At 59.0% G+C, this 20668-nt stretch carries 19 protein-coding genes and 1 tRNA gene; 8 read left to right on the top strand and 12 right to left on the bottom strand.

Translation table 11 applies throughout. The annotated features are described in order from the left end of the window. The first annotated feature begins 68 nt into the window (after window positions 1-68). The gene (sfsA, locus tag BV911_RS11680; protein WP_086053792.1) at window positions 69-785 is read left to right on the top strand and encodes a DNA/RNA nuclease SfsA; all 717 of its coding nucleotides are present in this window, start codon (window positions 69-71) and stop codon (window positions 783-785) included. Between the two features lie 67 nt (window positions 786-852). Then, window positions 853-1719: a type I methionyl aminopeptidase gene (gene map / locus BV911_RS11675; RefSeq protein WP_086053811.1), complete on the top strand. Its 867-nt coding sequence runs from the start codon at window positions 853-855 to the stop codon at window positions 1717-1719. Between the two features lie 32 nt (window positions 1720-1751). Here the strand turns inward: map and BV911_RS11670 are convergent, their stop codons facing one another. The 3 genes from BV911_RS11670 to BV911_RS11660 form a co-directional block, all read right to left on the bottom strand. Further along, window positions 1752-2846, bottom strand: a complete 1095-nt coding sequence (locus tag BV911_RS11670) for a site-specific DNA-methyltransferase (RefSeq protein ID WP_086053791.1) — start codon at window positions 2844-2846, stop codon at window positions 1752-1754. Between the two features lie 91 nt (window positions 2847-2937). Then, window positions 2938-3579 carry a ribonuclease HII gene (locus BV911_RS11665; RefSeq protein WP_086053790.1) on the bottom strand — a complete coding sequence of 214 codons (642 nt, stop codon included), beginning with the start codon at window positions 3577-3579 and terminating at the stop codon, window positions 2938-2940. A 71-nt stretch (window positions 3580-3650) separates the two neighbouring features. Beyond that, window positions 3651-3726: transfer RNA gene (locus BV911_RS11660), tRNA-Arg, on the bottom strand. A 158-nt stretch (window positions 3727-3884) separates the two neighbouring features. On the opposite strand from BV911_RS11660, the gene BV911_RS11655 reads away from it, so the two are divergent. Together BV911_RS11655 and BV911_RS11650 are read left to right on the top strand one after the other, a co-directional pair. Continuing rightward, complete coding sequence (locus BV911_RS11655) at window positions 3885-4916, top strand: LacI family DNA-binding transcriptional regulator (RefSeq protein WP_086053789.1); 1032 nt, start codon at window positions 3885-3887, stop codon at window positions 4914-4916. Next, window positions 4913-5419, top strand: a complete 507-nt coding sequence (locus BV911_RS11650; RefSeq protein WP_086053788.1) for an RNA pyrophosphohydrolase — start codon at window positions 4913-4915, stop codon at window positions 5417-5419. The genes BV911_RS11655 and BV911_RS11650 overlap by 4 nt, the downstream gene beginning before the upstream one ends. 20 nt (window positions 5420-5439) lie before the next feature. Here the strand turns inward: BV911_RS11650 and BV911_RS11645 are convergent, their stop codons facing one another. Together BV911_RS11645 and secA are read right to left on the bottom strand one after the other, a co-directional pair. Then, the gene (locus tag BV911_RS11645; protein WP_086053787.1) at window positions 5440-6078 is read right to left on the bottom strand and encodes a hypothetical protein; all 639 of its coding nucleotides are present in this window, start codon (window positions 6076-6078) and stop codon (window positions 5440-5442) included. Then, window positions 6062-8785, bottom strand: a complete 2724-nt coding sequence (secA, locus tag BV911_RS11640) for a preprotein translocase subunit SecA (RefSeq protein WP_086053786.1) — start codon at window positions 8783-8785, stop codon at window positions 6062-6064. Before secA ends, BV911_RS11645 begins: the two co-directional genes overlap by 17 nt. Window positions 8786-8964: 179 nt before the next feature. Between secA and BV911_RS11635 the strand changes: the two genes are divergently transcribed. From BV911_RS11635 to mutT, 3 genes are read left to right on the top strand one after another with little or no spacing between them, the layout of a single operon-like run. Beyond that, entirely contained in the window at window positions 8965-9819 is an 855-nt protein-coding gene (locus BV911_RS11635; protein ID WP_086053785.1) for a peptidylprolyl isomerase, read from the top strand. A 49-nt stretch (window positions 9820-9868) separates the two neighbouring features. Beyond that, window positions 9869-11158: a bifunctional glutamate N-acetyltransferase/amino-acid acetyltransferase ArgJ gene (gene argJ / locus BV911_RS11630; RefSeq protein WP_240512225.1), complete on the top strand. Its 1290-nt coding sequence runs from the start codon at window positions 9869-9871 to the stop codon at window positions 11156-11158. Further along, on the top strand, window positions 11155-11553 hold the full coding sequence (gene mutT, locus BV911_RS11625; protein ID WP_086053783.1) for an 8-oxo-dGTP diphosphatase MutT: 399 nt from the start codon (window positions 11155-11157) through the stop codon (window positions 11551-11553). Before argJ ends, mutT begins: the two co-directional genes overlap by 4 nt. A gap of 494 nt (window positions 11554-12047) precedes the next feature. Here the strand turns inward: mutT and infB are convergent, their stop codons facing one another. The 5 genes from infB to pip all read right to left on the bottom strand — a co-directional run bounded on the left by infB (window position 12048) and on the right by pip (window position 18724). Next, window positions 12048-14576: a translation initiation factor IF-2 gene (infB, locus tag BV911_RS11615; RefSeq protein WP_086053782.1), complete on the bottom strand. Its 2529-nt coding sequence runs from the start codon at window positions 14574-14576 to the stop codon at window positions 12048-12050. Continuing rightward, window positions 14573-15208 carry an RNA-binding protein gene (locus tag BV911_RS11610; RefSeq protein WP_086053781.1) on the bottom strand — a complete coding sequence of 212 codons (636 nt, stop codon included), beginning with the start codon at window positions 15206-15208 and terminating at the stop codon, window positions 14573-14575. Before BV911_RS11610 ends, infB begins: the two co-directional genes overlap by 4 nt. A 29-nt stretch (window positions 15209-15237) precedes the next feature. Further along, on the bottom strand, window positions 15238-16887 hold the full coding sequence (nusA, locus tag BV911_RS11605) for a transcription termination factor NusA (RefSeq protein WP_086053780.1): 1650 nt from the start codon (window positions 16885-16887) through the stop codon (window positions 15238-15240). Between the two features lie 4 nt (window positions 16888-16891). Next, window positions 16892-17503 carry a ribosome maturation factor RimP gene (gene rimP / locus BV911_RS11600; protein WP_086053779.1) on the bottom strand — a complete coding sequence of 204 codons (612 nt, stop codon included), beginning with the start codon at window positions 17501-17503 and terminating at the stop codon, window positions 16892-16894. Between the two features lie 231 nt (window positions 17504-17734). After that, entirely contained in the window at window positions 17735-18724 is a 990-nt protein-coding gene (gene pip / locus BV911_RS11595; RefSeq protein ID WP_086053778.1) for a prolyl aminopeptidase, read from the bottom strand. A gap of 64 nt (window positions 18725-18788) precedes the next feature. On the opposite strand from pip, the gene ubiG reads away from it, so the two are divergent. Further along, window positions 18789-19547, top strand: a complete 759-nt coding sequence (gene ubiG, locus BV911_RS11590; protein WP_086053777.1) for a bifunctional 2-polyprenyl-6-hydroxyphenol methylase/3-demethylubiquinol 3-O-methyltransferase UbiG — start codon at window positions 18789-18791, stop codon at window positions 19545-19547. 6 nt (window positions 19548-19553) lie between these two features. On the opposite strand, the gene BV911_RS11585 is transcribed toward ubiG, so the two are convergent. Together BV911_RS11585 and grxC are read right to left on the bottom strand one after the other, a co-directional pair. Further along, window positions 19554-20384, bottom strand: a complete 831-nt coding sequence (locus tag BV911_RS11585) for a carbon-nitrogen hydrolase family protein (protein WP_086053776.1) — start codon at window positions 20382-20384, stop codon at window positions 19554-19556. A 3-nt stretch (window positions 20385-20387) separates the two neighbouring features. Further along, complete coding sequence (gene grxC / locus BV911_RS11580; protein ID WP_086053775.1) at window positions 20388-20645, bottom strand: glutaredoxin 3; 258 nt, start codon at window positions 20643-20645, stop codon at window positions 20388-20390. Window positions 20646-20668: the final 23 nt, after the last annotated feature.

Here is a 20668-nt window from a genome sequence, read left to right as displayed (position 1 = left end):
CATCAAGCAATCCCGTTTCGACCGGTAGGACCTTCCGCCAAGCTGGGCTGGGTGGTAGGTCTTTCCCCATGCAATTTGCCGTACCATTGATCCCCGGACGACTGATTCACCGCTATAAGCGCTTTTTGGCCGATGTGCGGTTAGAAGACGGCACCGAGGTCACGGCGCACTGCCCCAATCCCGGGGCGATGCTTGGTCTGAAAGACCCAGGCCTACGGGTCTGGCTCGAGCCAAACTCCGACCCCAAGCGCAAACTGGCCTATGGCTGGCGGGTGGCTGAACTGCCGGGGGGCCATTTTGCCGGGATTGATACAATGGTTCCGAACCGGGTGGTCGGCGATGCCTTGCGACACCGCAGGATCGCGCCGCTATCCGACTATCGCAGCGTGCAGGCCGAGGTGCGCTATGGGACCCGCAGCCGGATCGACTTTCTGTTGCGCGAACCGGGCCTGCCGGACGCCTATGTCGAAGTTAAGAATGTTCATTTACGCCGCGAGGACGACTGGGCCGAGTTTCCCGACAGTGTCACAGCACGGGGCGCCCGCCATCTTGCCGAATTGGCGACCGTGCGTGCCGCAGGTCATCGAGCCGTGATGCTGTATTTCGTCCAGCGGACCGACTGCGCCCGGGTCCGGGTCGCGGCCGATCTTGACCCCGCCTATGCAAGTGCAGTTTCGGCGGCACACGACGCCGGCGTTGAGATGCTGGCCTATAGCAGCCGAGTGTCGCCGCAAGCGGTTGAATTGGGTCATCCCCTGCCAGTAACTGTGACATCACGAATCTGAGCAAGGCTAGAATATTCCGGCAAGCTGTATTAAGTCATTGCGTGAAATTACCTCGGGAGATCCGTTGTTGGATGATCGCAATCAGGGCCGCCTGACCAGAGACGGCATCACCATTCATGAAGCCGCAGATTTTGCGGGTATGCAAAAGGCCGGACAGTTGGCCGCACAGATCCTTGATGACCTGTGCCCCCTCGTTGTGCCCGGCGTCACCACCGAAGAACTGGACCGTGTCATCACACAAGCGGTCGAGGACGCAGGCGCACGCTCGGCCACGATCGGCTATAAGGGCTATCGCCATGCGTCGTGCATCTCGGTCAATCACGTCGTTTGCCACGGGATTCCCGGCGGTAAAGTTCTGAAAGACGGCGATATTTTGAATATCGACGTGACTGTGATCGTGGACGGATGGTTCGGCGACACCAGCCGCATGTATGTGGCCGGTAAGCTGGGCCGCAAGGCGGAGCGGTTGATTGAGGTCACTCATGACGCCCTGTTCAAAGGCATTGAGGCGGTTAAGCCCGGCAACACATTCGCCGATATCGGACAGGCCATTCAGGCCCATGTCGAAGCCAACCGAATGTCGGTGGTACGTGATTTCTGCGGTCATGGTCTGGGGCGGGTGTTTCACTCGCCGCCGAACGTACTGCATTACGCGCCGTTCCGGATCAGCCCTGAGGGAATGAAGGTCAACTCGTCCGGGACTGTCATCACCGACCGCTCACCGGTGCTGGAAGAGGGCATGTTCTTTACCATCGAACCGATGGTCAATTTAGGTCGGCCAGAAACCAAGGTTCTCGGCGATGACTGGACAGCCGTAACCCGGGACAAATCCTTGTCGGCGCAATTTGAGCATTCGATCGGCGTTACCGCGGACGGGGCCGAGATCTTCACCCTATCGCCGGGCGGCCTGTTCCACCCGACCTATCAAGTCTGACCGCTTCGCGGTCAGACCTTCGGGTGCTTGTGCTACATCTCCGAGCGGATTTGCTGACGCAGAACATCAATCGGCACCGGCAACCCATCACGCTGGAAAAACCAATAGGTCCAGCCATTACAGCTCGGGGCGCCTTCCAAAGCCGCCCCAACCTGGTGGATTGAGCCCTTCACATCATTGGCGATCAGGGTGCCATCCGCCCGCACCTTCGCCGTCCGCTTGCCGTTCATCGAGGTCAGAACCTCGCCCGGGCGCAGCATGCCGCGTTCGACCAATTGTCCGAACGGCACACGGGGCTCGGCGCGCTTCGCCTTGGTGACCTCAAGCGACGTCGAATCGTACTGGCGAACCAGATTCAGCCGCGCTTCAGCCGCCTTGATATAGCCCTCGTCCCGCTCAATCCCGATGAAGTTACGGCCAAGCTTCTTGGCAACAGCCCCGGTTGTGCCGGTCCCGAAGAATGGGTCCAACACAACATCGCCGGGATTTGTGGTGCCGACGAGCAACCGGTGCAACAACGCTTCCGGCTTCTGGGTCGGGTGCGCCTTGTCGCCATTATCGTTCTTCAGGCGCTCGTGCCCTGTGCAGATCGGCAGAACCCAATCCGACCGCATCTGTACGCCCTCATTCATCGCCTTCAGGGCTTCGTAGTTAAAGGTGTATTTTGCCCCTTCACCACGCGACGCCCAGATCAGAGTCTCATGAGCATTGGTCAGGCGCTTGCCCCGGAAGTTCGGCATCGGGTTCGACTTCCGCCAAACCACGTCGTTCAGAATCCAGTAGCCCTGATTTTGCAGCGCCGCCCCGACCCGAAAGATATTATGATACGATCCAATCACCCAAATCGCGCCGTTCGGCTTCAGAATTCGGCGCGCAGCGGCCAGCCATTTCTGGGTGAACTCATCATAGCTTTCAAAGCTAGCAAATTGGTCCCAAGCGTCATCAACCGCGTCGACAAGACTGTTGTCGGGGCGATGCAAATCGCCGCGCAGCTGAAGGTTATAGGGCGGATCGGCGAAAATCAGATCGACCGAGCCTTCCGGCAACCCATTCATCACATCGATGCAATCGCCGCGCACAATCTGATTGAGAGGCAGCGTTGCTGCTCCGGATTTGGTCTTGGTCATCTTAGCTGCCTCTGGTCTCGACGCTTTGTGCGTCGTTGATTTGGCCCTAAAATGTGTCAAAGGCGAATCACAGTCAATTTGTTTTTTGTAATCAGGCAGTTAGAGATTTCTCTGGATACAAGATATTGTGGACAGGTCGGAAGCTTTGTCTATGGTGTGGGGTCACCCCCAGATCAAGCAGTGCTTTTTTATGCACAGGCGTCGGGTAACCGGCGTTCTTCTCCCAGCCATAGCCGGGATACGACTCGGCCAACGCACACATGATCCGGTCGCGGGCCACCTTCGCCACGATGGACGCCGCAGCAATCGACAGCGCCCGCGCATCCCCTTTCACGATCGTCTCTGCTGGCACGGTCAACCCGGAAGGCGCACGATTGCCGTCGATCAACAAATAATCCGCAGGCTGTTGCAATCCCGCGATGGCACGGCGCATGGCCAGAAATGACGCCTGCAAAATATTGATCTCGTCGATCTCAGCGACCGAGGCATGAGCGATGGAGACATCCGCGGTCTGCATCAATATGTCGAAAATTTGCTCGCGCGCGCGACCCGTCAACTTCTTGGAATCGTTCAGACCCTCTGGGCAAGCCTGAGGATCAATCCAGACCGCCGCTGCGGTGACCGGCCCCGCCAAAGGGCCGCGGCCGACCTCGTCCACCCCGACCACCCGGCAAGCCCCTCGGGCGATGGCGGCAGTTTCAAAACTGAAATCGGGCTTCAGAACTCCAGCCATGGCAGCGCGTTTCCAATCATTCCCGGCCCAGCAATGAAAACCGCCTTGGCCATGCCGGGCTTGGTTGCAGGTGGTGACCCCGACAGGATTTGAACCTGTGACCTACCGCTTAGGAGGCGGTCGCTCTATCCACTGAGCTACGGGGCCATCCACCGGTCTTTTCACCCGTTGCGACCATCTGCGCAAGCCATTCACGCCCGACTTCGGCGTTTCGCGGCACGCTGGCGCGCAATTGGCGCAATGGTTCATTGAAGATCAACCCCGAAGGGCGCTAGATACGGTATAGGATTTGGAGAAGACACCAAATGACAGCAGATCTACGGCGCCCCCTAACCCTTCGTGACGTTTCGGAAGCCTCAGGTGTGAGCGAGATGACCGTCAGCCGGGTTCTGCGCGGCCAAGGCGAAGTGTCCGCCCAGACCCGCGTACGCGTGCTGGAAGCCGCCCGTGCCCTTGGCTATGTCCCCAATAAGATCGCCGGGGCGTTGGCATCTCAGCGGGTTAATCTGGTGGCTGTCATCATCCCCTCCATGTCCAATATGGTCTTCCCCGAAGTGATGATGGGCATCAGCGAAGTTTTGGACGAGACGCCGCTGCAACCCGTTGTGGGCCTGAGCCATTACAAGCCCGAACGCGAAGAGGCCGTCCTGTACGAAATGCTATCCTGGCGCCCGTCCGGGGTGATCATGGCCGGATTGGAACATTCCGAGGCATCGCGCGCGATGATGCGCAATGCGGGCATCCCGATTGTCGAAATCATGGACACAGATGGCGAACCGGTGGATGCGATGGTGGGCATCTCGCACCGGCGTGCCGGACAGGAAATGGGCGAGGCCATTGTTCAATCTGGGTATAAGCGCGTGGCCTTTCTCGGCACAAAAATGCCGCTGGATCACCGGGCCAGAAAACGCTTCGAAGGGTTTACACAGGCTTTGGCCAAGGCGGGTCTGGAAGTGGTCGATCAGGAATTCTATTCTGGCGGATCGGGTTTTGAAAAAGGTCGCGAGATGACCAAGGCCGTGCTTGACCGCACGCCCGATGTAGATTTCCTGTATTACTCCAATGACATGATCGGTGCAGGCGGGCTGCTTTACTGTCTCGAAATGGGATTTTCCGTGCCGAATAGACTGGGACTGGCCGGGTTTAATGGCGTCAACCTGTTGCGGGGCCTGCCCAAGCACCTGACCACGATGGATGCCTGCCGACACGAGATCGGCCGCCAAGCGGCCCAGATCGTCGCCAGCCGCACAGAAAACCCAAAACTTCCCGGCGGCGAACGCATCATCCTGACGCCAGCGATCACGCGGGGCGACACGTTGCGCGTGGCGGACCAATGAGCGCGCCCAGCCCGGACCAAGTGGCGGCCCTACCCTATCGCCCTTGCGTCGGCGTGGTCCTTATCAACGCCAATGGATTGATCTTCGGCGGCCAGCGGATCGACACGCCAGAGGCATGGCAAATGCCGCAAGGCGGGATTGACGAAGGCGAAGACCCCAAGGCTGCGGCGCTGCGCGAATTGCAAGAAGAGACCGGCGTGACGCCTGATCTTGCCTGTATCGAGGCCGAGACCCCCGATTGGATTCCCTATGATCTGCCGCCGCATTTGCAGGGCAAGGTCTGGAAGGGCCGCTATCGGGGACAAACGCAAAAGTGGTTTTTGATCCGGTTTCACGGTCGCGACGATCAGATCAATATTGCCTTGGAGCATCCGGAATTTTCCCGCTGGAAATGGATGTCCGCACCGGCGCTTCTGAACGCAATCGTGCCTTTCAAGCGGGCTACCTATGCGCAGGTCTTTTCGGCATTCCAGACCCAACTGACCGGACCGGCCACACGCTAAGCCCATCGGTGTCCTTGGCGTCAGGACACCGGGATCCAAACGCTATGCCCGACCAGCGCACAAGACGGTACGCTGAGTGACAGCATTTCGGGCTCCGGTGCCTGCGCGGTTTGTATTGTGGCCTTAAGGCTTCGACCGCAGGTGTCTTGTGTGATCGGCACTGACAATCCGATCTCGTCGGCACCGGTCACCAACAGGTCCAGACCAGGAAGATCCGCGCGGCCGGGAAAGCCCAGCTGGCGCGAAGTATTGCCATCGTTATCCTGCAATACGCCCCAGCGCGGCTGATCGGTCCAAAATACCGCGACAGAGCCAGATAAAGAAGCTGCGCCATTCGGCACCGATCCCGTTAGCTGCTGAGGTCCGGTATCAACGCGGATGTCTGATATCCCCGCAATGCGTGGAAGGGCCAAAAACAACGTGCCGTCCTGCGACAGTTCTTCGGGGATCAGAATCGGCCCGTATCGCACATCGATCGCGGCATAGGGACGGCATGGAAATGCCACATGCAAGTCAAGATCACTCGCGCCGGCAGCCGTGATCACAATCTCTTCGGCGCAATCCATGTTTTCGGATTGGGCCAGAACCGGCGCACCTAAGCCCAGCCAAATGAGGGCGGCAAACGCCGCGCCTCGCATCGGATCAGGCCAAACGCCCATGGCAATGCTTGAACTTCTTGCCAGAGCCACAGGGGCAAAGATCGTTCCGCGCCGGGGTGCCCCACGTCTCGGGCTTGGCTTCGTCAAAGCCTTCTAACGGGGTGCCAGAAGCAAGATCAGACGGGCCAACAGATGCAGGTGTCGGTGCCGGGGCTGGATCGTCCGCCGGAGGGGTCATCCCCTGCTGCGCCATCATTTGGCGAATCATCGCCGCGCGCTCTTCTTCGCTGATCGGACGAATCTGGGACAGTTTCTGGGTCACTTCTTCGCGCAACCCGTTCAGCAGACCCTCGAACAACTGGAATGACTCGTTCTTATATTCGTTCAACGGATCGCGCTGCGCATAGCCGCGGAAGCCAACGACAGAACGCAAATGCTCCAGCGTCATCAAATGATCACGCCACTTGCCGTCGATCGTTTGTAGCAAAATCTGCTTTTCGATGTTGCGCATACTGTCCGGACCGAAAGCTGCGGTCTTTTGCGCCATGAATTCGTCGGCAGCCTTGTAGAGGCGGTCGCGGATGACTTGATCGTCCACGCCTTCTTCTGCGGCCCAAGCCATGACAGGAACATCAATTCCCAGCTTTTCGATTGCCGCTGCATACAGCCCTTCGGAATCCCACTGATCGGCATAGCTTTTCGCTGGAATGTGAACCGCGACCAGATCGTCAATCACCTGATGGCGCATGTCTTGCGCGATCTCTGCGACGTCTTTGGACTCCATGATTTCCATGCGCTGACCGAAGATCACCTTGCGCTGGTCGTTCATCACGTCATCGAATTTCAACAACTGCTTACGAATATCGAAGTTCCGGCCCTCGACTTTTGCTTGCGCCTTCTCGAGGGATTTGTTGACCCAAGGGTGAACAATCGCTTCGCCCTCTTTCATGCCGAGCTTGCGCAACATGCTGTCCAGCCGTTCAGACCCGAAAATCCGCATCAGATCATCTTCCAGCGACAGGAAGAAGGACGACTTGCCAGGATCGCCCTGACGGCCAGAACGTCCCCGCAACTGGTTATCGATCCGGCGGCTCTCATGGCGTTCCGAAGCAAGAACGAACAAACCGCCCGCTTCTAGAACCTGTTTCCGCTCATCCGCGTGTTCGGCTTCGATCCGAGCGCGCACTTCATCGGGGTGGACTTCGGGATCGGCGGCGAGAGCCTCCAGAACCTTCAGCTCCACATTGCCGCCAAGCTGGATATCGGTACCCCGACCCGCCATGTTGGTTGCGATCGTCACTGCCGCAAGCTTGCCGGCATCAGCCACGATCTGGGCCTCTTGCTCGTGCTGCCGTGCGTTCAAAACATTGTGCGGGATGCCAGCTGTCTTCAGCATCTCGGACAAGGCTTCGGATTTCTCGATCGACGTGGTGCCAAGCAGCACCGGCTGACGCCGCTCATAGGCCTTGCCGATCTCTTCGACGATGGCCGCGTATTTTTCAGTGGCGGTCCGATATACCGCGTCGTGATCATCCACCCGCGCAATCGGTTTATTGGTGGGAATCTCGACAACGCCAAGACCATAGATCTCGGCAAATTCATCAGCTTCGGTCAGCGCGGTGCCGGTCATTCCGCCCAATTTATTGTACAGCCGGAAGTAGTTCTGAAAGGTCACACTGGCGAGGGTGACGTTTTCGGGCTGAATATCCGCGCCCTCTTTCGCCTCAATCGACTGGTGCAGGCCGTCGGACAACCGCCGCCCATGCATCATCCGGCCAGTAAATTCGTCGATCAATACGATCTGGCCGTCGCGAACGATGTAATCCTTGTCGCGCTGGAACATCTTGTGCGCCTTCAGCGCCTGCGTGATGTGATGCACAAGTGTCGTCGATTCCGGATCGTACAGGTTCTGGCCTTCCGGCAGAATCCCGACCGATGCCAGTTCACGTTCGATGAATTCGTTGCCATCCTCAGTAAAGGTGACGTTACGGGTCTTTTCATCCAGCTCAAAATGTTCGGCTGTGAGGGACGGGATCAGCTTATCCACCACCTTGTACAGCTCAGACCGGTCTTGCGACGGCCCCGAGATAATCAGCGGTGTCCGCGCTTCGTCGATCAGAATGCTGTCAACTTCGTCGACGATGGCAAAATTGTGACCACGCTGGGACATTTGCGACAAATCGGACTTCATGTTGTCGCGCAGATAATCAAAGCCCAACTCGTTGTTGGTGGCATAGGTAATGTCTGCGCCATAGGCCGATTTCTTTTCGGCGTCAGGTTGCTGCGGGTAGACGACCCCGGTCGTCATCCCAAGGGCGCCGAACACCTTGCTCATCCATTCCGCGTCACGCTTGGCCAAGTAGTCATTGACCGTGACCACATGCACGCCTTTGCCGGTCAATGCGTTCAAATAGGCAGGAAAGGTTGCCACAAGGGTCTTGCCCTCGCCGGTCTTCATTTCCGCGATATTGCCTTGATGCAGGAAAATGCCGCCGATCAGCTGTACGTCAAAGGCGCGTAGGCCAAGCGCCCGCCGCGCCGCTTCGCGACAGTTGGCAAACGCTTCTGGCAGCAGCGCGTCGAGCGATTCACCATTTCTGGCCCGTTCTTGCAGCGCGGCGGTCTTGGCCTTGATGCCCTCATCGTCGAGGGCCTGAAACTCTGGCTCGAGAGCGTTGACCTTAGCCACCAACGGCCTGACAGATTTCACTTTACGGTCGTTCGGCGTGCCGAAAACCTTCTTCGCAAGTGTTCCTATGCCCAGCACCGTGTTCTCCGCTTTCCTGGCTTCTGGCCGATGGTGCGTGCCGATCCCTTGCCGACATCTGCCGCACACCCTAGAAAGGCGACCAGAACGCCTCTCCTTGCTCGTCACTCGCGATGTAAGGGGCGGTATAGGCAGTGTCAACGTCGCCGACCCACGCGACTCAATCCAAAGGAAATTTCATGGACAAGCGTCTGTCACTATTTTTGGCCCCTGTTGTCGTTGCCTGCACCCTTGCTGCGTCGCAAATGCAGGCTCAAGACGCGGCCACGGCAGACACGGTTGTGGCGACGGTCAACGGCGAAGTGATTACAGCAGGTCACCTTGCCTTGTTGCGTGCCCAGCTGCCGCAAGAGTTCCAGTCGCTGCCAGATTCGGCGCTTTTTGATGGCCTTCTGGACCAAGCGATTCAACAAGCTCTTCTGGCACAGCAGGTCGAGGAAATGGGTCGCGCTGCCGAATTGGCCCTTGAAAATGACGCCCGGGCCATGCGCGCAAATATCGAGATTCAGCGCCTGCTGTCGGCCGCAGTGACACCGGAGGCCCTGCAAGCCGCCTATGACGTCCGCTTCGCCGAAGCCGCACCCGCGACTGAATATAATGCCGCACATATCCTCGTCGAATCCGAAGACGAGGCGCTGGCACTGAAGGCAGAACTGGACGGCGGCGCCGATTTTTCGGAATTGGCCCGGCAGAAGTCCACCGGCCCATCTGGCCCCAATGGCGGCGATCTGGGATGGTTTGGCGTTGGTATGATGGTCCCGGAATTTGAAGAGGCGGTCATCGCCCTAGAGCCCGGACAAGTGTCGGATCCTGTGCAGACCCAATTCGGCTGGCATGTGATCAAACTGGTCGAAACACGGCTTCAGGACACGCCCCCCCTGTCGGAAGTTGAAGGCGAACTTGTTGAGCAGATCCAACAAGACGTCATTGCTTTGCGCCTCGAAGAGTTGGAAACAGCATCTGAGGTGTCGCGCGCAGAGCCGGGAACCATTGCAGCCGATTTCCTCAGCGACCCTTCCTTTTTGGACCAGTGAACCCGCGATGCCGAACCTGAAAAAAAACGATCGCTCCCTGCGCCTGAAAATGGCCAAGGCCCGGAAACTGCAACGGGCCTCAAGACCCGTTGCGAAACAAGCGCCGCAAGTTTCGCCGCTGGCGCCGGCGGGTGGGTTTCCTGACCTGCCGCCGATTGCGGGATTGCGGCTGGCCGCTGCGAAAGCCGGTGTCCGCTATCGCGGACGGCTGGATGTGATGTTGGCGGTACTGGATCCCGGGACTGTGATGGCAGGCGTGACGACCCGCTCAGCAACACGGTCTGCCCCAGTGCTGGATTGCGAGGACAAGCTGTCCGCCCCAGATGATGGCACCGCGCCCGCCGCAATCATCGTCAATTCTGGAAACTCGAATGCGTTTACAGGCAGCAACGGCCGCGAGGCGGTTCGCGCCATTGCTAAGGCGGTATCGACAGCGACCGGCGTGCCCGAACGGCGGGTCTTTTCGTCCTCGACCGGTGTGATCGGCGAAGCCTTGCCCTATGACCGCATCGTCAAAGCGCTGGACGGGCTTGCGGCGGATCTGGCCCCAGACGCGCTGGAACTGGGCGCACGGGCCATCATGACCACAGACACCTTCCCAAAGGCCTGTGGCGTCACCCTGTCGCTTGGCGGCGAAGACGTGCACATTGCGGGCATTGCCAAAGGTTCCGGCATGATCGCGCCCGACATGGCAACCATGTTGGTCTACATCTTCACCGATGCAAAGATCGCCCAGCCCGTGCTGCAAGGGATGCTGTCTGAATTGACGAACCGCACCTTCAATTGCATCACCGTGGATAGCGATACCTCGACCTCGGACACATTGCTTTTGGCCGCCACGGGCAAGGTGGGACCGCAGATCGAAGCCGGAGGAGACGATTATTCGCGTTTCCGCGACGCATTGCACGGGGTGATGCGCGATCTCTCTCATCAGGTTGTACGTGACGGCGAAGGCGCAACCAAGTTCCTAGAGGTTCGGGTCACCGGCGCAGCATCTGACGCCGAGGCCAAGACTGTCGCTATGGCAATTGCCAACTCACCGCTGGTCAAGACAGCGGTCGCCGGTGAAGATCCCAATTGGGGCCGGGTTGTGATGGCAGTCGGAAAATCCGGTGCTGCCGCAGATCGGGATCGTTTGTCGATCTGGTTCGGGGATCACATCGTCGCCGAAAATGGCTGGGTGTCGCCCAGCTATAACGAGGCAACAGGGGCCGACTACATGAAAGCCAGCGACCTGTTGCTGCGCGTCGACTTGGGGTTGGGGGCCGGGACAGCGACAGTCTGGACCTGCGATCTCACCCATGCCTACATCACGATCAACGCCGACTATCGGTCGTGAGTCTCGTACTGGTTGCAGCGGTCGTTCTGGTAGATCCAGACGGCCGCATCCTGTTGGCCCAGCGACCCGAGGGTAAAGATATGGCCGGGTTATGGGAATTCCCGGGCGGCAAAATCGAACCGGGCGAAACCCCTGAAACTGCTCTGATCCGTGAATTGCAGGAAGAATTAGGCATCGACACTTGGGCAAGTTGCTTGGCGCCCTTGACCTTCGCATCGCACAGCTATGAGCGGTTTCACTTGCTCATGCCGGTTTTTATCTGCCGGAAATGGTCGGGGATTGTGACCGCACGTGAAGGTCAATCCCTCGCTTGGGTCCGTCCGAAGGCTCTGCGAGATTATCCGATGCCCGCAGCTGATCTTCCGTTGATCCCAAGGATCCGGGACTGGGTTTAACCCCATGATTCGCGGAACACCCAAAATCCGTGGCGCCAACTCCGAAACACAGACCTGCCAAATAATTGTTCTCTAAATGATGAAAGATTGGTCGTTTTAGAGGTATTTGTGACGCTTTTGTTAGTGATTTATGAATATCTATTAACTATGCTGAAGGAACTTAGAACGCTTTTGGGGAAGAGGCACATGCTGAGCACAATCATGATGGGTACATGCATTTCCGTGCAGGGTACATTCGTTAAGGCCTTGAACAACGGCAGGATAGCTGTGCAGGTCGGACAACGGGTTTTTGAGGGCGTTCCGGTCGGAACAAAAGCCGTCTGATCCCAGCGGGCGTTAAAACGTCCGATAACGACACCGGTTAGCCGCGTGCCATTTTGGCCCGCGGCCTTTTTTTTGCGCGCCGGTCTGGCCCATTTTCAACAGCCACCTGCGATACGCAAACGGGCTGCCGAAGCAGCCCGTTCAATAGATAGGGTAGTAGGGTCCGAAGATCAGCCGAGCGTACGCTCGACTTCTTCGCGCTCGAAGATCTCGATCACATCGCCTGGGCGAATATCATCGTAGTTCTCAAACGCCATGCCACATTCCTGACCTGATTGCACTTCCGGGACTTCGTCCTTGAAGCGCTTGAGGGTCTTGAGCGTGCCTTCGTGTACCACAACGTTGTCGCGGAGCAGGCGGACACCAGCGGACCGGCGAGCGACCCCTTCGGTGACCAGACAACCCGCCACTTTGCCGACATTCGAGACTTTGAAGACCTCTTTGATGTTCGCATAACCGATGAAGGTTTCGCGAACTTCGGCCGACAACAGCCCGGATGCGGCGGCTTTCACATCATCCACAAGATCGTAGATCACCGAGTAGTAGCGGATCTCCACGCCCTTCTGATTGGCGCTGTTGCGGGCAGAAGCATTGGCACGGACGTTAAACCCGATGACCGGTGCGCCTGATGCCTCGGCCAAGCTGATATCCGATTCCGTGATCGCGCCCACACCTGAGTGCAGCACACGGACACGAACTTCGTCGTTGCCAATCTTTTCCATCACTTGCACGATGGCTTCGGCAGAGCCTTGCACATCGGCTTTCACCACGATCGGCAATTCAGCCACGGTTTGGTCGGCTTTCGCCTTCGCCAGCATCTGTTCCAGTGTCGTCGCTGCACCCGCAGCAGCCCGCTTGTCTTTCGACTGCTGCTCACGGAACTCAGCGATTTCACGCGCTTGCGCTTCGGTGTCGACGACGTTCAGAACGTCCCCGGCTTCCGGCGTGCCATTCAGACCCAGCACCTCGACCGGAACCGACGGACCGGCTTCGGTGACGCGATCGCCTTGATCGTTGATCAACGCACGAACCTTGCCCCACTGCTGACCGACAACGAAGATGTCGCCTTGGCGCAGGGTGCCGTTCTGAACCAGAACCGTCGCGACCGGGCCACGCCCGACATCCAACTGTGCTTCAATCACAGCACCGACAGCCGAGCGCTTCGGGTTGGCACGCAAGTCAAGAAGTTCCGCCTGAAGCGCAATGTTCTCAAGCAGTTCATCCAAGCCTTCGCCGGTAGCTGCGGAGACTTCCACATCAAGAACGTCACCAGACATCTTCTCAACCACGACTTCGTGCTGCAACAGATCCGTCCGCACCTTGGTCGGGTTGGCCGACGGCTTGTCGATCTTGTTGATCGCCACGATCATCGGCACACCGGCCGCTTTTGCGTGGTGGATCGCCTCAACCGTTTGCGGCATCACGGCATCGTCTGCAGCAACCACAAGGATCACAATATCCGTGACTTGTGCGCCGCGGGACCGCATCGACGTAAACGCAGCGTGACCCGGCGTATCGAGGAAGCAGAGAACCTGACCACTATCGGTCGTAACCTGATAGGCCCCGATGTGCTGGGTAATTCCGCCCGCTTCGCCGGCCACAACTTTGGCGTGCCGGATCGCATCCAGCAACGACGTCTTGCCGTGGTCAACGTGGCCCATCACCGTGATAACCGGAGGACGCGACACGAGATCCTCGTCTTTGTCCTGAACCGTATCAATCACGTCTTCGACGTCGGCGTAGGACACGCGCTGAACGCGATGGCCGAACTCTTCGATGATCAGTTCCGCCGTGTCGGCATCGATCGCTTGGTTCTGGGTGACCATCAGACCGCTTTGCATCAAGGCCTTGACCACGTCGGCGACCCGTTCGGCCATCCGGTTGGCAAGTTCCTGAACCACAATCGTGTCGGGCAGTTGCACATCACGCACGATTTTCTCGCGGTTTTCCTGCCCCATATGCTTGCGGCGTTCGCGATCTTGCTTGCGCTTCATCGACGCCATTGACCGTTGCCGACCGCCTTCGCCACCACGAAGCGCCTGGTTCAGCGTCAGCTTACCCGAACGCCGTCCATCGCCTTGCGATTTCGGCTTCGCTGTCCGGGCATCCCGTTCCTGGTCAGTTTCGCGCCGACGCGGAGTCGCCAGACCGGACCGTGCCGGGCCGGAACGCGACGCGCCGTTGGGATCAATACCCTGCACGTCCGCAGCATCTGCAGCGGCTGACGCTTGGGCATTTGCCTTGTTGGCCTCAGCCTTAGCGGCCGCGGCTTGTTCTTTTTCTTTACGCGCCTTTTCTTGGGCTTCTGCCTCAAGTTTGGCCTGCGCCCGTTCTTCGCGTTCGCGCTCTTCGCGCTCTTTCGCTTCGATCTCGGCGCGGCGACGCTCGCGCTCTTCGGCGCGACGCTTTTCCTCGGCTTCGCGAGCACGGGCTTCATCAGCCTCGTTCGCCTTCGCCGCTTGAAGCGCCTTCATCCGGCGCTCCATCTCGACATCACTGATGCCAGCCGGGCGCCGTGACGGATCACCGCCTCCGGTCACAGAGGCTTTTCCGCCACCCGGTTTCGGGACCACGACCCGCTTGCGCTTGGTTTCCACCACAACATTCTTGGTTCGGCCATGGCTGAAGCTTTGCTTCACCTGACCGGAACGCGGCCCACCGCGCACACCAAGTGTTTTCTTGCCGTCACTGTCGTTCATATGGTCGTCGTACCCTTTCCGGCGGGGCGGTCCCCGTCGTGCGTTTCACGCATGGCTGCCAGCCGTGAGGCTTCCTCTACAACACGTGTTGTGAGTCCACCACCCGCAAGCGCACCATGTATCACTTTTTCACGGCCGAAGGCCATGCCCAGTTCGGTCGCACTTAAACTTACTATCCATCGATCCGGTCCATCCGGCGGACGCAGCTTTGTCTTTCCACGTTCCGACCCGTCCGACGCCTGAATCAGCACTCTCGCTTCTCCGGACGTCAACCAGGATTTAACTTTCTCATAGCCCGCAATAGCTTGTCCGGCTTTGCGTGCCAGCGACAGCAGGTCGATAACCCGCTGAAGCAACCCGTTTTCGACCATCGCAATTAAGTTGTCCGGCACGGTGACGGGCTTGCGCGCGCCACGGCTGAACACTTTTTTCGCAACGGCCCGTTCCATCACCGCCCGATCCGACGTGACCCAGAGACCCCGTCCGGGAAGCCGGCCAAGGATATCCGGCACCACAACATCCTCTGGTCCGATCACAAAACGAATCAAACCCGACTTGCCGCCGCTCTCGCCGGTCACGAGGCATTTCCGTTCCGGTTCGTCCCGGTCCTTGCTGCGCCCGCCCCTGGTCATACTTGCGTTCCCTCCGTTCCGGATCAGGCTTACGCCCAAATGTCCTTGGCGGTGGGCTCGGCGGTATCGGCCTCATCAAGATCGATATCGTCGTCTTCCTCGTCCGCTTCGACTTCCAGATCAGCGGGATCAACCCAGCCGAGTTGTACCCGAGCGGTCATCACCATGCGCTGTGCTTCTTCCAAGCTCACCTCGAAGGTTTCCAGAAGGCCGGTATCCTTGACCCGCTGACCATCGACGGTGGTCCAGCCACCGGCCAATTCCCAGTCGGCGCAGGTCGCGAAATCTTCCAGCGTCTTCACGCCATCTTCGGCCAACGCCACTACCATCTGGGGTGTCAGGCCGTCAAAGTCAATCAGGCTGTCCTCTGCGCCCATCCCGCGAGCCTTTTCTAGGGCTGCGGTATTCAGGGCTTCAAGGTGGTCGCGGGCCCGGGCCTGCAACTCGCCGGCGGTGCCTTCGTCGACACCGTCGATGACCAAAAGTTCATCCACATCGACATAGGCCACCTCTTCCAGCGAGGTGAAGCCTTCCGAAACCAGAAGCTGGGCGAAGAACTCGTCCACGTCCAGCGCTTCCATGAACAGGCCCGTGCGCTCTGCGAATTCCTTTTGACGGCGTTCGCTTTCCTGCGCTTCGGTCATGATGTCGATATCAAGACCGGTCAACTGGCTGGCAAGACGCACGTTCTGACCGCGGCGGCCAATGGCGAGGCTCAGCTGGTCATCCGGCACAACAACTTCAATGCGCTCGGCTTCCTCGTCCAGAACCACCTTGGTGACTTCTGCCGGCTGCAACGCATTCACAAGGAAGGTCGGCTGATCTTCGTTCCATGGAATGATGTCGATCTTTTCGCCCTGAAGCTCGTTCACGACGGCCTGAACCCGGCTGCCGCGCATCCCGACGCAGGCCCCGACCGGATCGATCGAGCTGTCATAGGAAATCACGGCGATTTTGGCGCGGCTGCCCGGATCCCGAGCAACGGCTTTGATTTGGATGATGCCGTCGTAGATTTCCGGCACTTCCATTTTGAACAGCTCGGCCATGAACTGCGGATCAGTCCGGCTGAGGAAAATCTGCGGCCCGCGTGGTTCGCGGCGCACGTCCTTGATGAACACCCGGATCCGGTCGTTCGGACGATAGCTTTCACGGCCAATCTTTTCGTTCCGGCGCAACACGGCTTCGCCCCGACCAATGTCGACGATAACGTTGCCGTATTCCTCGCGCTTGACCACGCCGTTGATGATGGTGCCCGCCCGGTCCTTGAATTCTTCGTATTGCCGGTCGCGCTCGGCTTCCCGGACCTTCTGCAAAATCACCTGCTTCGCGGACTGCGCAGCAATCCGGCCCAGTTCGACCGGGGGCACGATTTCGACATAGGTGTCGCCGATTTCCGGATTCGCCATGTACTGCTTGGCCTGCACGACCGTCAGCTCGGCTTGATAGTTCTCAAGATCGTCATCCGCCACAACCGTCCGCACCCGGGTGAAATTCGCCACACCGGTTTTGCGGTCGATCGACACGCGAATGTCCATTTCGGCACCGTAGCGCGACTTGGCGGCCCGGGCGAGACTTTCTTCCATTGCTTCGACCACCAAGCCCGGGTCAATCATCTTTTCGCGGGCGACAGCTTCCGCGGTTTGAAGAAGCTCAAGCTGGTTTGCGCTGGTTATTGCCATGGGATCAGTCCTGCTCTTGGTTGGCGGTTTTGGGCTTGGTGCCGTCATTCGACGGCGATCCGTCATCGGTCTGGATTTCGTCGAACTGACTTTCGTCGATGACACCCGAGGCTTTGCGCTGGCGTAGCATCTCAGAAACCAAGGCGTCGGTCAGAATCAACTTGGCATCGCTCAGCCAGTCAAATTTCAGGCCAATGGTCCCTTGCTGAATGGTCAGCAGAATTTCATCACCTTCGACCCCAGCCAACTCGCCGCGGAACCGGCGCTGGCCATCGATCAATTCGGTGGTCTCGATCCGAACCTCATAGCCTTCCCACATCTCGAAATCTTTCAAGCGGGTCAACGGACGGTCGATGCCGGGGCTCGACACTTCAAGGGTATAGGCTTCGACCAAGGGATCCTCGACATCCAGCGTCGCTGAAACAGCGGTGGAAATCTTGGCACAGTCATCGACCTCAATCCCGCCTTCGGGTTTTTCGGCCATGATCTGAAGGGTCTTTTCCTTGCCGCCCATCAGGCGCACGCGCACAAGTTCATAGCCCAGATCCTCGATCACCGGAGTGATGATCGCGGCCATGCGCTGATCGATGGCGGCTTTTGCAATTAGGTCATTCATCGGCTGATCTCGAGTAAGGAACAGACATCGGGTACGGGCGGCGGCATATATCGTAAGCACAAAAAAACGGGCACGCGGCCCGTTGGTCGTTCCCGGTGGAGCGTCGGACGATTCCGCAGCGCCGCTATTGGCAGCGGTCATACCCCTGTCGTTCCAGCATTGCAAGCAAAATCCCGAGGCCGCATTTCATCAGCTCGGCTTCCGCGGGGGCGATCCTGCGATGCGTCCGGGTTACAGGCCCAGCACCCGGCGTTGCGGCCTCAGATCATCCATCACCCGGACAAGCTCTGCGCTGATCCCCGGTTCGGACAGGGCATGCCCCGCGTTGGGAACAAATTTCAGCGTGCATTTGGGCCAAGCATTCGCCAAATTCCACGCCGCAGCGGGCGGGCAAATCATGTCATAGCGGCCCTGAACGATGGTTCCCGGCGTATCCGCAAGCACCCCGACATTGGCGAGAATCTGACCGTCCGTCTCTAAAAACCCGCTATTGATGAAATAATGATTTTCCAGCCGGGCAAAGGCACGGGCATAATCTGCCGGGCTTTCCCCGGTCATGCCATCATTTCGCACCGAGGCCAGCGCGTTTTCCCATGCCGACCACGCCCGTGCGAACCGGGTCTCGACCGCCGTGTCGCCGGAAAACAGCCGCCGATGATAGGCACCAATCAGATCATCCTGTTCGTCCTCGGGCACCAGCCGGGTGAACTTGTTCCAGACATCGGGCCAGAACTGCCCAGCCCCACCGCCGTAAAACCATTCCAGTTCGGCCCTGGTCATCAAGAAGACGCCGCGCAACACCAGATAGGCGACGTGCTGCACATGGGCCTGTGCATAGACCAACGACAGGGTCGCCCCCCAACTGCCGCCGAACACAATCCAGCGCGGAATATCCAGCGTTTTCCGGATCATCTCGATATCCGCCACCAGATGCCACGTCGTATTGTTCTCAACGCTGGCATGAGGGCGGGATCGGCCGCAGCCGCGCTGATCGAACAGCACGATCCGATACACTTCGGGATCGAAATACCGCCGCATTGCAGGACTGCACCCGCCACCCGGACCGCCATGCAGCACGACAACCGGCATTCCGTCCGGGTTGCCGCATTGCTCGACATAAATGCGATGACCGTCGCCCACGTCCAGCATCCGCTGATCAAACGCATCAATCGGCGGGTACAGATATTGGGAAAGGTTCTTTTGACCTGCGAATTGCTCCATAACTGACCTATATAACGCGGAACTGGCTCCGACCATATGGGGCGGACAAGAAAAGGAACGCTGAATGACTGCCGCATCTCCCTTGGATCAAACCACGGTCGATTCCGCCGAGATCGCCAAGTTCGAAGCGATGGCCAGTGAATGGTGGGATCCGAACGGCAAATTCAAGCCGCTTCACATGCTGAACCCTTGCCGCCTTGACTATATCACCAACCAGATTGCGGCGGAATATGGTCGCGACCTTACTGCGCCGCTGCCGTTTGCCGGGCTGCGCCTGTTGGACATCGGCTGCGGTGGCGGGCTGTTATGTGAGCCGATGGCCCGGTTGGGGGCGACCGTGGTCGGGGCCGACGCCGCGCCGCGCAATATTCCAGTGGCCCAACTTCATGCCGATCAGAGCGGGCTGGACATCGACTATCGCCACACCACCGCCGAAGCGCTTGCCGAGGCAGGCGAGGCCTTCGACGTCGTCCTCAATATGGAAGTGGTGGAGCATGTGGCCGATCCGAAGGCCTATTTGACCGCGTGTCAGCGCCTGCTCAAGCCCGCCGGGTTGATGATCACCTCAACCCTGAACCGCAATCCGAAAAGCTATGTCATGGCGATTATCGGGGCCGAGCACGTGATGCGCTGGCTTCCCAAGGGCACCCATGACTGGACCAAATTCCTGACCCCGGAAGAGTTGTTTTCCTTGCTGACCGAGGCCGGCTTGACCCCGGTGGATCGCAAGGGCTTTGTCTTCAATCCGCTGAACTGGTCATGGTCTTTGTCGGCGCGGGATCTGTCAGTGAATTATGTCACGGCCAGCCTGAAACCGGCCTGATGGTCGTCAGGGGCCTGTAAACGCCCGATCGTGATCCAGTGATGGCACCCGTCCCCGCGCGCGGTCAACCTCTGTCAGATCAAGGTCTACGAGGGTTACGCCCGGCACGGTGCCGCCATCGGCCAGAACCTCGCCCCATGGCGACACCACCAGACTATGGCCGTAGGTCTGGCGCTGCTGTCCAGCACTGGCCGGGTGTTGCCCGGTCTGGGCCGCAGCCAGTACAAAGCATCCGGTCTCGATCGCCCGGGCGCGCAACAGCGGCTCCCAATGCGCCGCACCGGTGACCGGCGAAAACGCCGACGGCACGATGATGACCTGCGCCCCAGCCTGCGCCAACCGGCGATACAGTGCGGCAAATCGCAAATCATAGCAGATGCTCATCCCAATCGCGGCCAATGGGGTCTTGGCCACAACCGCCGACGACCCGGGCCGATACCCCGAGGATTCGGCATATTTCTCGGTCTCAGAGAGGGTCACATCGAACATGTGAATCTTATCGTAACGGGCCGCAATTTCGCCATCAGGACCAATCAGAAACGACCGGTTGGCAAACCGACCATCCGGATCGCCGGTCTTCACCGCCAAGGAACCCGCCGACAGCCAAACCCCATGGCGCGCGGCCAAGTTGCGCAGCCCAGCCAGCACCGGGTCATCCTGCTCAAGGGACAACACCGCCATTTGGTGACGGCGATTGGCGGACAGGCAGTTGGTCACTTCCGGGGTCAGCACCAAGTCCGCCCCTTGCGCCACGGCGGCATCGACCAACGCCGACACCGCCGAGAGGTTCTCGGCGGGTTGGTCAGAGCTTGTCATCTGCACAAGGGCGGCGCGCATGGATCACCCAGCCAGAAGCGGGTCCAGCTTTCCTGACCGGTCAAGATCGAAAAGATCATCGCATCCACCCACATGGGTGTCGCCCACGAAGATCTGCGGCACCGTATGGCGGCCATTGGCCCGGCCCATCATCTCTTGCCGGCGGGCAGGATCGCGTGCCACGTCGATTTCAGTAAACGCCACATCCTTGGTGGTCAGCAGCCGTTTGGCGGCATGACAAAAGCCACAGGTGGGCGACGTGTAAATTTCAACGGTTTGCATGATCTCGTGTCCTCATTACTGGT

Origin of the sequence: Pseudoruegeria sp. SK021, from assembly GCF_002119405.1 — a bacterium.
Taxonomy (GTDB): domain Bacteria; phylum Pseudomonadota; class Alphaproteobacteria; order Rhodobacterales; family Rhodobacteraceae; genus Meridianimarinicoccus.
Note: the sequence above shows the minus strand (reverse complement) of the source record. Positions and strands in the feature narration are given on the sequence as shown.